Annotated in this window: 9 protein-coding genes; 4 read left to right on the forward strand and 5 right to left on the reverse strand. The window is 61.4% G+C overall.

Annotated elements, in window-relative coordinates:
- Position 1 precedes the first annotated feature (1 nt).
- Entirely contained in the window at positions 2-1,000 is a 999-nt protein-coding gene (gene nagZ, locus AC1Z24_RS10510) for a beta-N-acetylhexosaminidase (RefSeq protein ID WP_483746592.1), read from the forward strand.
- 9 nt (positions 1,001-1,009) lie between these two features.
- A complete protein-coding gene (locus AC1Z24_RS10515) occupies positions 1,010-1,750 on the forward strand; it encodes an S-methyl-5'-thioinosine phosphorylase (RefSeq protein ID WP_483745585.1) in 741 nt (246 codons plus the stop codon).
- 90 nt (positions 1,751-1,840) lie between these two features.
- Here the strand turns inward: AC1Z24_RS10515 and AC1Z24_RS10520 are convergent, their stop codons facing one another.
- From AC1Z24_RS10520 to mfd, 3 genes are all read right to left on the reverse strand, one after another.
- On the reverse strand, positions 1,841-4,585 hold the full coding sequence (locus AC1Z24_RS10520; protein ID WP_483745586.1) for a DEAD/DEAH box helicase: 2,745 nt from the start codon (positions 4,583-4,585) through the stop codon (positions 1,841-1,843).
- A gap of 70 nt (positions 4,586-4,655) precedes the next feature.
- Positions 4,656-5,180: a peptidoglycan binding protein CsiV gene (locus AC1Z24_RS10525; protein ID WP_259100625.1), complete on the reverse strand. Its 525-nt coding sequence runs from the start codon at positions 5,178-5,180 to the stop codon at positions 4,656-4,658.
- Between the two features lie 11 nt (positions 5,181-5,191).
- Positions 5,192-8,644 (reverse strand): transcription-repair coupling factor, encoded by a 3,453-nt coding sequence (gene mfd / locus AC1Z24_RS10530; RefSeq protein WP_483745587.1) that lies wholly within the window; start codon positions 8,642-8,644, stop codon positions 5,192-5,194.
- A gap of 246 nt (positions 8,645-8,890) precedes the next feature.
- On the opposite strand from mfd, the gene AC1Z24_RS10535 reads away from it, so the two are divergent.
- Positions 8,891-10,354, forward strand: a complete 1,464-nt coding sequence (locus AC1Z24_RS10535; RefSeq protein WP_483745588.1) for a glyceraldehyde-3-phosphate dehydrogenase — start codon at positions 8,891-8,893, stop codon at positions 10,352-10,354.
- A 261-nt stretch (positions 10,355-10,615) separates the two neighbouring features.
- Here AC1Z24_RS10535 and tcuC read toward each other — a convergent pair whose 3' ends face one another.
- Positions 10,616-11,917, reverse strand: a complete 1,302-nt coding sequence (tcuC, locus tag AC1Z24_RS10540; RefSeq protein ID WP_483745589.1) for a tricarballylate/proton symporter TcuC — start codon at positions 11,915-11,917, stop codon at positions 10,616-10,618.
- A 527-nt stretch (positions 11,918-12,444) separates the two neighbouring features.
- Between tcuC and sthA the strand changes: the two genes are divergently transcribed.
- Entirely contained in the window at positions 12,445-13,839 is a 1,395-nt protein-coding gene (gene sthA / locus AC1Z24_RS10545) for a Si-specific NAD(P)(+) transhydrogenase (protein ID WP_483745590.1), read from the forward strand.
- Positions 13,840-13,881: 42 nt separating this feature from the next.
- On the opposite strand, the gene AC1Z24_RS10550 is transcribed toward sthA, so the two are convergent.
- Positions 13,882-14,604, reverse strand: coding sequence for a glycerophosphodiester phosphodiesterase (locus tag AC1Z24_RS10550; protein ID WP_483745591.1), 723 nt, complete (start codon positions 14,602-14,604; stop codon positions 13,882-13,884).
- Positions 14,605-14,606: the final 2 nt, after the last annotated feature.

Raw genomic sequence — 14,606 nt, forward strand, 5'->3', positions numbered from 1 at the left:
CCTGCAAGGCTCGCTGATGGTGGATGTCGCCGGTACCTGGCTGACTGCTGAAGACCGTCAACTGCTACGCCACCCCGAAGTGGGTGGTCTGATCATTTTTGCCCGCAACATCGAGCATCCGCGTCAGGTTCGCGAGTTGAGTGCGGCGATTCGTGCCGTTCGCCCGGATCTGTTGCTGGCGGTGGACCAGGAGGGCGGTCGCGTCCAGCGTCTGCGCCAGGGCTTCGTGCGTTTGCCAGCGATGCGGGCGATCGCCGATAACCCCGATGCCGAGCAACTGGCTGAGCATTGCGGCTGGCTGATGGCGACTGAGGTACTGGCCGTGGGTCTGGACCTGAGTTTCGCCCCGGTGCTCGATCTGGACTATCAGCGCAGCGCCGTAGTCGGCAGCCGCGCGTTCGAAGGCAACCCTGAGCGCGCGGCCCTGTTGGCCGGTGCCTTTATCCGTGGCATGAACGCCGCTGGCATGGCCGCGACCGGCAAGCATTTTCCGGGACACGGCTGGGCCGAAGCCGATTCCCATGTGGCGATTCCGGTCGATGAACGCCGTCTGGCGGATATTCGCGCCAATGACCTGGTGCCGTTCGCCCGCTTGAGCAAGCAGCTGGCGGCAGTCATGCCTGCCCATGTGATCTACCCGCAGGTCGATGCCAGCCCCGCCGGTTTCTCCCGTCGCTGGTTGCAGGACATCCTGCGCGGCGAGCTGGGCTTTGACGGGGTGATCTTCAGTGATGACCTATCCATGGCCGGTGCCCATGTGGTCGGTGATTCCGCCAGTCGCATCGAAGCGGCCTTCAGCGCCGGTTGCGACATGGGTCTGGTCTGCAATGACCGCGCCTGCGCCGAACTTGCCCTGAGTGCGGCCCAGCGCCTGAAAATCACTCCTTCGCCGCGCATTGCGCGCATGCGCGGCCAGGCCTATGCCACCACCGAATATCGCCAGCACCCACGCTGGCTGGCCGCGTTGTCTGCACTGCGCGATGCCCAACTGATTGATTAAGGATTACCCATGACTGTTTACGCGATTATCGGCGGCACTGGCTTGACCCAGCTCGATGGCCTGCATATCCGCCAGTCCCTGCCGATGAATACCCCCTATGGCGCGCCGTCGGGTGAGATCCAGCTCGGTGAGTACGCCGGGCGTGAGGTGATGTTCCTCGCTCGCCACGGTCATCCACACCGTTTTCCGCCGCATCAGGTGAACTACCGGGCCAATATCTGGGCCTTGAAGCAGGCAGGTGCCGAAGCCATTCTGGCAGTGAACGCTGTGGGTGGGATTCATCCAGCCATGGGCACCGGGCATTTCTGCGTGCCCCATGACCTGATCGACTACACCAGCGGGCGCCAGCACACCTTCTTCGCTGACGATCTGGAGCAGGTCACCCATATCGATTTCAGCTACCCCTACAGCGAAGCGCTGCGGGCGCGTCTGATTGCGGCGCTGGCCGCGCAAGGTTGCGAGTTCAGTGATCGCGGCGTGTACGCCTGCACCCAGGGCCCGCGCCTGGAAACCGTGGCCGAGATTCTGCGCCTGGAGCGTGATGGCTGCGATATCGTCGGCATGACCGGCATGCCCGAGGCGGCATTGGCTCGCGAGCTGGAACTGGACTACGCCTGTCTGGCCCTGGTGGTGAACCCGGCGGCGGGCAAGTCTGCGGCGGTGATTACCATGGCCGAGATCGAACAGGCGCTGCATGACGGTATGGGCAAGGTCAAGGCGACGCTGGCGTGGGTGCTGTCGGCTGTTTGACATCTTTTGGGAGGTCTGTGGGACCGGCTTTAGCCGGGAATATGCCTTCCCGGCTAAAGCCGGTCCCACAGTTGATTCCACAGGTCCGCGCTAGCGCTTGGCTTTTTTTGGTGGTAACGGCAGCGGCGCAAACAGCGCCGCGATATCTTCGCTTTGCAGTTTCCAGTCGCCGGTGCTGCGGCCATCGAGTACGCCGGCGGCCAGTGCTGACTTTTCTTGCTGCAGGCGCTGGATTTTCTCTTCCACCGTGCCCCGGGCAATCATCTTGTAGACGAATACCGGCTTTTCCTGACCTATACGATAGGCGCGGTCGGTGGCCTGGTTTTCAGCGGCCGGGTTCCACCACGGGTCGTAATGGATCACGGTGTCGGCGGTGGTCAGGTTCAGGCCCGTGCCGCCAGCCTTGAGGCTGATCAGGAAGATCGGCAGCTTGCCTGCCTGGAAGTCATGCACCGGGGTGCGGCGATCGCGGGTGGCGCCGGTGAGCAGGGCGTAGCCGATATTGCGCTGTTTCAGCTCGGCCTCTATCAGGGTCAGCATCGAAGTGAACTGGGAGAAGAGCAGGATCTTGCGACCTTCGGCGATCAGTTCCTCGATCATCTCCATCAGGCTCGCCAGCTTGGCCGAGCTGCCGTGGCGCGGGTTGATCGGCGTGTCGTTGACCAGACGCAGGTCGCAGCAGACCTGGCGCAGCTTGAGCAGGGCTTCGAGGATGATGATCTGGCTGCGGGCCACGCCCTTGCGGCTGATTTCATCGCGGACTTTCTTGTCCATGGCCAGGCGCACGGTCTCGTAGACATCGCGCTGGGCGTCGTTGAGGTCGACCCAGTGGATGATCTCGGTCTTGGGCGGCAGCTCGGTCGCTACCTGCTCCTTGGTCCGGCGCAGCAGGAACGGCTTGATACGGGCGTTCAGGTGGTGCAGGCGCTCGACGTTGCCGTGCTTCTCGATGGCGCTGCGGTAGTTGCTGTTGAATTCCTTGCTGCTGCCCAGCCAGCCGGGCATCAGGAAGTGGAACAGCGACCACAGCTCACCCAGGTGGTTTTCCAGCGGTGTGCCGCTCAGGCACAGGCGTTGCCGCGCATTGAGCTCACGGGCGGCCTGGGCGGCCTTGCTGTTGGGGTTCTTGATGTACTGGGCTTCGTCGAGGATCAGCACATGCAGCGGTTGCTTGGCAAGGATGTCGACATCCCGGGGCAGCAGTGCATAGGTGGTCAGGATCAAGTCGTAGTCGGTCAGGTTGGCCAGATCCTGATGACGATTGGCGCCGTGCAGGGCGAGCACGCGCAACTGCGGCGTGAAGTGTTCGGCTTCGTCCATCCAGTTGGGGATCAGGCTGGTTGGCATCACCGCCAGGGCCGGTCGATCCAGGCGTCCGGCCTGTTTCTCGATCAACAGGTGGGCCAGGGTCTGCAGGGTCTTGCCCAGCCCCATGTCATCGGCCAGCACGCCACCTACTTCCAGCTCGCGCAAGGCCTGCATCCAGCTCAAACCTTCCAGTTGATAGGGCCGTAGCGTAGCGTTGAGGTCGGCGGGGACGCTGACTGCCGCGTCCTTGATTGAAGCCAAGCGGTCGGCGAACTGCCTTACCCGGTCACCGCCTTGCCAGGTCAGCGGGATCTCATCCAGCTCGGTCAGGCGAGTGGCGTCGGCGTTGTTCAGGCGTACCGAGGTATTGCCGTCTTCGCGCCAGTAGAAATCGCCGAGGGTGGCCAGTACCGGTTTGAGTCGGCCGTAGGGCAGGGCGACCTGTACCGGACCGCCGCCACGCTGGGTGAAGTGGTTGAGCTGGACCAACAACTGTTCGTCGTCACGGCGCTTGGCGATACCGGCGGCGCTCATCAATTCCGGGTGGCTGCGCAACAGGTTGATCAGGATCGGCAGCAGGCTCAGGCGTTCGCCGTTGACGATGATGCCCAGCTCCAGGTCGAACCAGTCGCGCTGGGGTTCTTCATCGACCACTGCATACCATTCATCCACCGGGGTGACATCGAAGGCGAAGTGCTCATCGATCTCGACTTCCCAGTTCTGCTCCTGCAGGCGCGGCAGGTCGTTGAGCACGAAGTGCAGCCAGGCCTTGTCGTTGGGCAGCTCGAACATGTCCCCGGCGCTGTCGGGCAGGGCCTTGCTCTGCCGTGTGGCGACCTTGAAACCCAGGTCATGCAGCATCTGCCGGTACTGGCGCTCGATCTCGCCCTGGCGACGGATACGCAGGGTTTCGGTTTCCCGGTGCTCGAGAATATCGCTCTTCTGGTTGACCAGATCACTGCCCAGGGAACTGACCAGCACGCTGACATTGGCCGTGCCGATGGCGTAGTGCCCGGCATAGTTGAACGCCAGGGCGGCACGATGCTGCATATGCCGCTGCATGCGGCCGTTACGCGGTTCGTAGGCACTGAACTCGATGCTGGCCAGGATCAGTCGTGGGCGCGGGATCAGGGTGTCGACCAGGCGTTCAGGCAGCACCGGGGCCGGCTCGATACGTCGGGCTATCGCTGCGCTCAGGGCATGGTCGATGGCGGCCATGACTTGCGCCTGATTCTGCGGCTGTTGCAGGAAGTACAGGGCGGCGGCGGCGTGCTTGCAATTGCTGCCCACCGGGCAGGTGCAGCGGCAATTGAGGAAGGAGGTGAATTTGTCCGGGTCGCGGAATTTCAGGGTCTGTCGATAGCTGTTGCTACCTGAGCCTTCGCACACTGTGCTGACGGTCCCGGCATCGATCTCCTTGAGCCTGATGCGTTGTTGTCGGGCATAGCTCTGCCCGCGCTCAAGGGTTTGAGCGGTAAAGAATTGCGTCCAGGCCGAGGCCAGGACTTTTTCAAGGATGGACGACACCGTTCAGAACAGCCCTACGCCGAAGCGATACACAAAAGGGCAAGGAGCGCCCAGTGCGCTCCCTGATGAATTACAGGGGCGAGACTTTCACCAGCATGGCCAGGCTGCCGTTGTCCATAAAGGTCAACTCGCCGTTCTTGACCCGTGCGCTCTGGCTCATGCGTTCGCTGCTGAGCAGCACGCCGTGGGCATCGAGACGGTTGACCCAGAACTCGGCGGCGATGTCGGTAAAGCGCGACAGGCCCAGGCTCAGGGTGCCCTCGATGGGAAAGTGGCCGAATTGCTCCTGGCCGCTGCTGATGGCCATTTTAACCGGATCGGCCTTCAGCTCCTGTTGCCAGGCACGATGCAGCAGCACCTGGTACTTGCCACTGGCGGTGAGCTTGTTGGCCATTTCGCCCAGCGCCGGGCTGCGTTCGTTCTCGGCGCTCAAGTGACTGGCGTTGGCCGACCAGTTCTCCGGCGCGTACTGCAAGGGGGCCGCAGGTTCGTCGAGCTGGCGGAACAGGATCATCTCGACCTGATAGTTGCCATCGGCGAAAGCCGCAGGCGCAATCAGCACCAGCAGCAGGAACAACGGGCGGAGCAAACGCATGGGTGAATCCTTCAAGCAGTTTTCGGGGTCAGACGTTCCAGCAGCGCTTCAAGGTTGTTGAAACGCTCTTCCGGGCGTTCCATGGGCACCATGAACTTGAACTGCGTGGCTCCTTCGAATTTATAGCGATTGGGCTGGCTCTGGATCAGCTTGATCAGGGTCAGCGGATCTACTGGAGTATCGGCGGCGAATTCGATTCGTCCACCCTGCGGCCCGGCGTCGATTTTCTTGATGCCCAGTTGCTCGGCCTGCAATTTGAGCAGGGTCAGGCGCACCAGGTTCTTGGTCGGTTCCGGCAACAGGCCGAAGCGGTCGATCATCTCCACCTGCAGGTCCTTGAGACCTTCTTCATCCGCCGCGTTGGCGATGCGCTTGTAAAGGATCAGCCGCGTATGCACATCCGGCAGGTAGGCTTCGGGAATCAGCGCTGGCAGGCGCAGGTTGATTTCCGGACCGCCGCCCAACGGCTTGTCGAGGTTCGGCTGTTCGCCCTTGCTGATGGCCTTGACCGCGCGCTCAAGCATTTCCATGTACAGGGTGAAACCCACCGCCTGGATCTGCCCGCTCTGACCGTCGCCCAGCAGCTCGCCGGCACCACGGATTTCCAGGTCGTTGGTGGCCAGCACGAAGCCGGCGCCGAGGTCCTGGGTATTGGCAATCGCTTCCAGACGCTTTTCAGCATCGGTGGTGATCTGCTTGCGTGGCGGCGTCAGCAGGTAGGCGTAGGCCTGGTGGTGACTGCGCCCGACCCGACCGCGCAACTGATGCAACTGCGCCAGGCCGAACTTGTCGGCACGCTCGATGATGATGGTGTTGGCGCTCGGTACGTCGATGCCGGTCTCGATGATGGTCGAGGCGATCAGCACGTTGAAGCGCTTGTGATAGAAGTCGCTCATCACCTGTTCGAGATCACGCTCGCGCATCTGCCCGTGGCCGATGCCGATTCGTGCCTCGGGCACCAGTTCGGCGAGGTCGGCGGCGCATTTTTCGATGGTCTTGACATCGTTGTGCAGGTAGTAGACCTGGCCGCCGCGCAACAGCTCGCGCAGCAGGGCTTCCTTGACCGTGCTCTTGTTCTGCTCCATGACGAAGGTGCGCACCGACAAGCGCCGGGCTGGCGGCGTGGCGATGATCGACAGGTCGCGCATGCCCGACACGGCCATGTTCAGCGTGCGCGGAATCGGCGTGGCGGTCAGGGTGAGAATGTCGACTTCGCTGCGCAGCGCCTTGAGCTGTTCTTTCTGGCGCACACCGAAGCGGTGCTCTTCGTCGATGATCACCAGGCCCAGGTTCTTGATCTTGACATCGTCCTGCAACAGCTTGTGGGTGCCGATGACAATGTCGATCTTGCCTTCGGCCAGGTCGGCCACGGCGGCGTTGACCTCTTTGGTCGACTTGAAGCGGCTCATCACTTCCACGGTCACCGGCCAGTCGGCGAAGCGGTCGCGGAAGCTGTTGTAATGCTGCTGGGCGAGCAGGGTGGTGGGCACCAGGATCGCCACCTGACGGCCACCGTGCACGGCGATGAACGCGGCGCGCATGGCCACTTCGGTCTTGCCGAAGCCAACGTCGCCACAGACCAGGCGATCCATGGGCTTGGGTGCAAGCATGTCGGCGCGCACGGCGTCGATGGCCGTCTGCTGGTCCGGGGTCTCTTCAAAGGCGAACCCGGCGCTGAACGTGGCGTAGTCCAGGGCCGGATCGGCAAAGGCATAGCCTTCGCGGGCGGCGCGGCGAGCGTAGATATCCAGCAGTTCGGCGGCGACGTCACGGACCTGTTCGGCGGCCTTGCGCTTGGCCTTCTGCCAGGTCTCGGAGCCCAGGCGATGCAGCGGCGCCAGTTCGTCGTCGCTGCCGGTGTAACGGGCGATCAGGTGCAGGCTGGACACCGGCACGTAGAGCTTGGCTTCGTCGGCGTAGGCCAGGGCGAGGAACTCGGCGACCTGGTTATCCACTTCCAGGGTGATCAGGCCCAGGTAACGGCCGACACCGTGATCGATATGCACCACCGGTGCGCCTTCGCGCAACTCGGTAAGATTTTTGATCACCGCGTCGTTGTTGCCGCCGTCGCTGCGTTTCTCCCGGCGGCGACGCTGCATGACGCGCTGGCCGAACAGCGGGCTCTCGGCGATCAGCGCCAGGGCCGGGTCTTCCAGCACCAGGCCTTCGTCCAGCGGTGCGATGGTGATCGACAGGCGTTCCTTGCTGCTGACGAAATCCTGCCAGCCGTCGACGGTCTTGGGCCGCAGTTTCAGGCGCTCAAGCAGTTCCAGCAGCACTTCCCGGCGACCGGCGGACTCGGCGGTAAACAGGATGCGGCCGGGGAACTGGTCGAGAAAGTTCGACAGCGCCGCCAAGGGTTGCGTGGCCTTGGCCTCGATGGCCAGCTCAGGCAATGGCTGGGCCGGGAAGCGTTCACGGCCGGCACCGGCTTCTACGTCCTGCTGGCTGGCGACGACGCGCGGCCAGTTTTTCAGTCGGGCAAAGCAGTCTTCAACCGGCAGGAACAGCTCATTGGGCGGCAGCAGTGGGCGTTCCGGGTCGTAGCGGCGCTCTTCGTAGCGGTTGCGCACGTCGTTCCAGAAGTTCTCGGCAGCCTGCTCGATGCCCGGCAGGGAGAACACCTGGGTGTCTTGGGGCAGGTAGTCGAACAGGGTCGCGGTGTCTTCGAAAAACAGCGGCAGGTAGTACTCGATACCGGCCGGGGTGATGCCGCTGCTCAGGTCCTGGAAGATCGGGCTGCGGCGGAAGTCCACGTCGAAGCGCTCGCGGAAACGCGCCTTGAAGCGCGTGACTTCTTCCTTCTGCAGCGGGAACTCCCGGGCCGGGAGCAGGCGCACGGAATCGACCTTGTCCACGGAGCGCTGGTTTTCCGGGTCGAAGGTGCGCAGGGTTTCGATTTCGTCATCGAACAGGTCGATGCGGTAGGGCAGCTTGCTGCCCATGGGAAACAGATCGATCAGCGCACCGCGGACGGTGAACTCGCCGTGCTCGTAGACCGTGTCGACGTAGCGGTAGCCACTGGCCTCCAGGCGCGTACGCATGGCCTCGACATCCAGCTTCTGGCCCACATCCAGGACCAGGCTGGTGCCCAGCAGGAATTTGGTCGGTGCCAGGCGATGAAGAGCCGTGGTGATCGGTACTACCAATACGCCATGTTCCAGCTCCGGCAACCGGTACAGGCTGGCGATGCGTTGGGAAATGATGTCCTGGTGCGGCGAGAACAAGTCGTAGGGCAGGGTTTCCCAGTCCGGAAAGTGCAGGACCGGCAATGTCGGGGCGAAGAACCTCAGCTCCTGTTCCAGGCGCTCGGCGCTCTGGCTGTCGGCGGTCAGGAGCAGGGTAAAACGCTTGGCGGCGCTGGCAGCCTCGGCAATGGCCAGGCTGAGGGCGGCACCGGGCAGGTTGCCCCAGTGTTGTTTGCCTGCGGCGGCAGGAAGAAGCGGTAGACGCAGAACGGGCACGGAAGATAAAGCTCCAGGCGTTGCGACAGGGGCCGCGATTGTACCGGTGGAAGGTCACGACTGTCAGTCAGCCTGAAACTTTACGCTGTTTTCAGAATGTTTGTGTGGGCGAAAAACAGCGGATCTTATGAAGGACAGCGCTGTCACAAGGGGGTGAAAATTATGTAGTGCCGTCAGATCTGATAGCCGTGCATTGCTCATAAACAAAGGCGCGGTCATAATGTAGCCCCTTTTTTCAGCCCCTACATGTGGAAGGTTCCCGTGACTCAGAAGCCCGACCAGTGTCTAGGTGAGTGGATTGATCGTGAAGCGCTTGCCGAAGCGATGATTCCTCTTATTGGACAGCTCTACCGCAATAACAATGTGGTGAGTTCGATCTACGGCCGTAGCCTGATCAACCGTTCAGTGATCGCGATTCTCAAGGCCCACCGCTTTGCCCGTCATCGCCAGGCCGATGCGAGCGAGTTGTCCGTGCACGAGACTTTCCCGCTCATCAAAGCGATGAGCGAGCTCAAGCTGGGTGCCGCTTCGGTGGACCTGGGCAAGCTGGCCGTGAAGTTCAAGTCCGAAGGCAATGGCCGCAGCGCCGAGCAGTTCGTACGCGACGAGTTGGCCGATGTAGTTGGCCAACAGAACGCCAATCCGCGCAAAGGCACTGACGTTGTGCTTTACGGTTTCGGCCGTATCGGTCGCCTGCTGGCGCGTATCCTGATCGAGAAGACCGGTGGCGGCGACGGCCTGCGCCTGCGTGCCATCGTCGTGCGCAAGGGCGCCGAGAACGATCTGGTCAAGCGCGCCAGCCTGCTGCGTCGTGATTCGGTGCACGGCCCGTTCGATGGCACCATCACCATCGACGAAGCCAACAACACCATCACCGCCAACGGCAACCTGATCCAGGTGATCTACGCGAAGAACCCGACCGAGGTGGATTACACCCAGTACGGCATCAGCAATGCTCTGTTGGTGGACAACACCGGTGTCTGGCGTGATGCCGACGGCCTCGGCCAGCACCTGGCCTGCCCAGGCGTCGACCGCGTAGTCCTGACTGCGCCGGGCAAGGGCAAACTGAAGAACATCGTCCACGGTATCAACCATGGCGAAATCACTGCCGATGACAAGATCATCTCGGCAGCGTCCTGCACCACCAATGCCATCGTGCCGGTGCTCAAGGCGATCAACGACAAGTACGGCATCGTCAACGGTCACGTTGAAACGGTTCACTCGTACACCAACGACCAGAACCTGATCGACAACTTCCACAAGGGCGATCGCCGTGGCCGCAGCGCCGCGCTGAACATGGTCATCACCGAGACCGGTGCAGCAACCGCCGCGGCGAAGGCTCTGCCTGAGCTGGCTGGCAAGCTGACCGGCAACGCGATCCGCGTGCCGACGCCGAACGTGTCCATGGCCATCCTCAACCTGTACCTGGAAAAGAACACGACCCGCGAGGACGTGAACGATTACCTGCGTCACACGGCGCTGTACTCCGACCTGCACAAGCAGATCGACTTCGTCAGCTCCCAGGAAGTGGTATCCACAGACTTCGTCGGCTCGCGTCACGCCGGTGTGGTCGATGCCGAAGCCACCATCGCCAACGATAACCGTGTTGTCCTGTACGTCTGGTACGACAACGAATTCGGTTACAGCTGCCAGGTGGTCCGCGTGATGGAAGATATGGCGGGCGTTAACCCACCAGCCTTTCCACGGTAAAAGCAGCGGCTAGCTTCGAGCCGCGAGCTGCAAGATGAAATGAAAACGCCCCGACTGTTGCCAGTCGGGGCGTTTTTTTTGCTGCAAAGTAGCCTTGTAGGAGCGAGGCTTGCCCGCGAAGAGGCCGGTGCATCCAACACATAATCCGGGCCTGAAATACCGCCTTCGCGGGCAAGCCTCGCTCCCACAGGCAAAATAAACCGCTCATAAAAATGCCCCGACTGTCACCAACCGGGGCATTTTTGTGTAGCTGGAGGTGAATCAGCCAGCAGCGACAGCGTTTTGTGCCGCCTTGTGTGCCTGGCCGCCCTTGCGGAACAATACCAGGGTGGCGATCAGGCCGAGGATCGCGGCGCCACTGAGCCAGATGCCCGGTGCTGCCTTGTTGTCCAGTGCGTGGATCAGGTAGGTACAGGCCGCCGGAGTGAAGCCGCCGAAGGTCGCGGTCGCCAGGCTGTAGGCCAGGGAGAAACCGGTGGTGCGAACTTCAATCGGCATGATTTCGGTCAGGGAAACCACCATCGCGCCGTTGTACGAGCCGTACAGGAACGACAGCCACAGCTCGACGATCAACAGGTTGGCAAAGCTTGGGTTGGACGTCAGCCAGGACAGCGCCGGGTAGGCGGTGATGATAGCGAGGATGGTTGCGGCCAGCAGCAGTGGCTTGCGCCCGATCTTGTCCGACAGCGCGCCCATTACTGGCAGCCAGATGAAGTTGGAAATACCAACACATACCGTTACCAGCAGGCTGTCCAGGTCAGACAGGTGCAGTTCGTTCTTGCCGAAAGTCGGGGTGTAGGCAGTGATCAGGTAGAAGGACACAGTGGTCATGACCACCAGCGCCATGCCAGCGATGACCAGGCCAAAGTTCTGGCCGATGGACTTCATCACTTCGCCCATGGTTGGACGATGCTTGGCGGCACGGGCTTCGAACTCAGGGGTTTCTTCCAGGGAGCGACGGATAACGAAGATCGCCGGAACGATCATGCAGCCGACCAGAAACGGCACGCGCCAGCCCCAATCACCCATCTCCGCCGGGCTGAGCCAGTGGTTCAGGCCAACACCGAGCAGACCTGCGAAAACCACCGCAGCCTGTTGGCTAGCCGATTGCCAGCTGACGAAAAAGCCTTTGCGGCCCGGTGTGGAGATTTCTGCCAGGTAGACCGAAACACCACCCAATTCGACACCGGCGGAGAAGCCTTGCAGCAGGCGGCCGACCAGAACCAGGATCGGTGCCGCAACGCCGAGCGTTGCATAGCCGGGGACGCAGGCAATCAGCACCGTACCCATGGCCATCATGGCCAAGGTGACGACCAGACCTTGTTTGCGGCCGTGGCGGTCGATATAGGCGCCGAGGAAGATGGCACCCAGTGGGCGCATCAGGAAGCCGGCACCGAAGGTCGCCAGGGACAGCATCAGTGATGCGAATTCGCTATCGGCAGGGAAGAAGGTCTTGGCAATGGCCGTGGCGTAAAAGCCGTAGACCATGAAGTCAAACATTTCAAGGAAGTTGCCGCTGACAACGCGAAATATCGCCTTGCCTTTGCCCGTATTCGAGGCCATTTTTATTTACTCACTCAGGCTGTATCGATAGGTGCCGTCATCGTTTCAGCACGCACTGAAACGGCGCCAACCCCTGTGGAATCCGTTGTATTTATGTTCCTGATTTGGCTCGGCCAAGGCTCCCTGCCTGCGCACAAGACATAGATGTAACAATATGTGTAATAGTGGCTAAAGACAACCATTACTGGTCGGATTTGGCCGTTATGTCGCCCCTTGCCTGAGTGGCGCACGTGGTTATTACAGGGGTTGAAATACGCTTTCTTGAAGGCTGGATGGTCAATTGCAGGATTTTTGGCGATTTGTGCCGCCAAGCGTTCTATGATTCGCCGCAACCGGCTTTTCGACCGATGGCACGTCACAGACCGCGTGGTAAACAGTGGCTTGTGACACGACCAAGGGTTAATGTTCGGCGCTTTGGCGCAGGTTTAGACTGCGCCTCGAAATTTCGATCCTTCATGTCGCTGGCCGCGACATGATTTAGCCAGAGCTGCCAGAGTGGCGCCTCGGCCTGTTCTAAAGGAGTACGCATGGCTGTCTACAACTACGACGTAGTGGTATTGGGTTCCGGCCCTGCCGGTGAAGGTGCGGCAATGAACGCCGCGAAGGCGGGACGCAAGGTTGCCATGGTCGACAGCCGTCGCCAGGTCGGCGGCAACTGCACCCACCTTGGCACCATTCCTTCCAAGGCATTGCGTCATTCGGTCAAGCAAATCATCCAGTTCAACACCAACCCGATGTTCCGGGCCATTGGCGAGCCGCGCTGGTTCTCGTTCCCCGATGTATTGAAAAGCGCCGAGGAAGTCATCTCCAAGCAGGTGACTTCGCGCACGGCCTACTACGCCCGCAACCGCGTCGATGTGTTCTTCGGTGTCGGCAGCTTCGGCGACGAGCGCACCATCAATGTGGTCTGTGGCAACGGCGTGATGGAAAAACTGGTCGCGAACCAGATCATCATCGCCACCGGCTCGCGCCCCTATCGCCCGGCCGATATCGACTTTACTCACAAGCGCATCTACGACAGCGACACCATCCTCAGCCTCAACCACACCCCGCGCAAACTGATCATCTACGGCGCGGGCGTCATTGGTTGCGAATATGCGTCGATCTTCAGCGGTCTTGGGGTAATGGTCGAGTTGGTGGACAACCGCGAGCAACTGTTGAGTTTCCTGGATTCGGAAATTTCCCAGGCCCTGAGTTATCACTTCAGCAACAACAACGTCATGGTTCGCCATAACGAAGAGTACGAGCGTGTCGAAGGCCTGGAAAACGGGGTGATCCTGCACCTAAAGTCCGGCAAGAAAATCAAGGCTGACGCCTTGCTCTGGTGCAACGGCCGCACTGGCAACACCGACAAACTGGGTCTGGAAAACGTCGGCCTCAAGGCCAACGGTCGCGGTCAGATCGAGGTCGATGAAACCTACAGCACCAGCGTGCCGGGTATTTATGGCGCCGGTGATGTGATCGGCTGGCCTAGCCTGGCCAGTGCTGCCTACGACCAGGGGCGTTCGGCGGCGGGCAGCGTGGTCGACAATGGCAGCTGGCGTTTCGTCAACGATGTGCCAACCGGGATCTACACCATTCCCGAGATCAGCTCGATTGGTCAGAACGAACACGAACTGACCCAGGCCAAGGTCCCGTACGAAGTGGGCAAGGCCTTCTTCAAAGGCATGGCACGGGCGCAGATTTCCGGGGAGCGGGTCGGCATGCTGAAGATCCTGTTCCACCGCGAAACCCTGCAAGTGCTGGGCGTGCATTGCTTCGGTGACCAGGCGTCGGAGATTGTTCACATCGGCCAGGCCATCATGAACCAGCCGGGTGAGGCCAACTCGCTGAAATACTTCGTCAACACCACGTTCAACTACCCGACCATGGCTGAAGCCTATCGGGTAGCGGCTTACGACGGCCTCAACCGGCTTTTTTAAGCGGCTCCGGCCGGTGGCCTGAGCCGGCCGGGGAGACCGATTTCAGCGATTCCCGAGGGTGGAAGTGGCCAAACCGGGAAAGTCTGTAATCAGGCTGTCTACGCCGAAGTCGGCGAGTCTGCGCATCAGCGCGGGCTCGTTGACTGTCCATACCGACACATGCAGGCCCTGGTTCTGAGCTTTCTTCAAGCGCTCCGGGGTGCACAGCGTCCAGTTCAACGCCAGAATCTCGCAACCGTAGTTCTGCGCAACTTTCAGCGGGTCTAGCCAGGCATATTCCGCCACCAGGCCACGGGAGATATCCGGGGTCAGCTCCTGGGCGGCGCGCAGCACTTCCCGCGAGCTCGAAGTGATGGTCACTTTGTCCAGCAAACCATGGCGCTGGACCATCTCTCTGATCGCCAGGACGGTGGTGGCAGCGCGGGTGCGCGATGCGCTTTTGACTTCCAGCTGCCAGTGCTCGAAATCGCACTTTTCGAACAGCTCTTCCAAGCGCGGAATCGGGCAGCTATTGACCCAGCCCGGCCCGCCTTTGCGTGCGTCATAGGTCACCAGATCGGCGGCCAGGTGCTCGACCACTTTGCCACGGCGGTCGGTGGTGCGCTTGAGGGTCGGGTCGTGGATCACCATCAGCTCGCCGTCGCGAGACAGGTGCAGGTCCAGCTCGCAACGGCGTACGCCGTGCTTGAGGCATTCCTGGAAACTGGTGAGGGTATTTTCGGGGGCTTCGCCTTTAGCGCCGCGGTGGCCGTAGATAAGGGTCACAT

It is taken from the genome of Pseudomonas sp. JL23 (assembly GCF_056933585.1).

Coding starts and splice junctions, on each gene's coding strand:
- AC1Z24_RS10515 (WP_483745585.1), top strand. CDS start 1,010: ATGACTGTTTACGCGATTATCGGCGGCACTGGCTTGACCCAGCTCGAT.
- AC1Z24_RS10525 (WP_259100625.1), bottom strand. CDS start 5,180: ATGCGTTTGCTCCGCCCGTTGTTCCTGCTGCTGGTGCTGATTGCGCCT.
- AC1Z24_RS10535 (WP_483745588.1), top strand. CDS start 8,891: ATGTGGAAGGTTCCCGTGACTCAGAAGCCCGACCAGTGTCTAGGTGAG.
- tcuC (WP_483745589.1), bottom strand. CDS start 11,917: ATGGCCTCGAATACGGGCAAAGGCAAGGCGATATTTCGCGTTGTCAGC.
- sthA (WP_483745590.1), top strand. CDS start 12,445: ATGGCTGTCTACAACTACGACGTAGTGGTATTGGGTTCCGGCCCTGCC.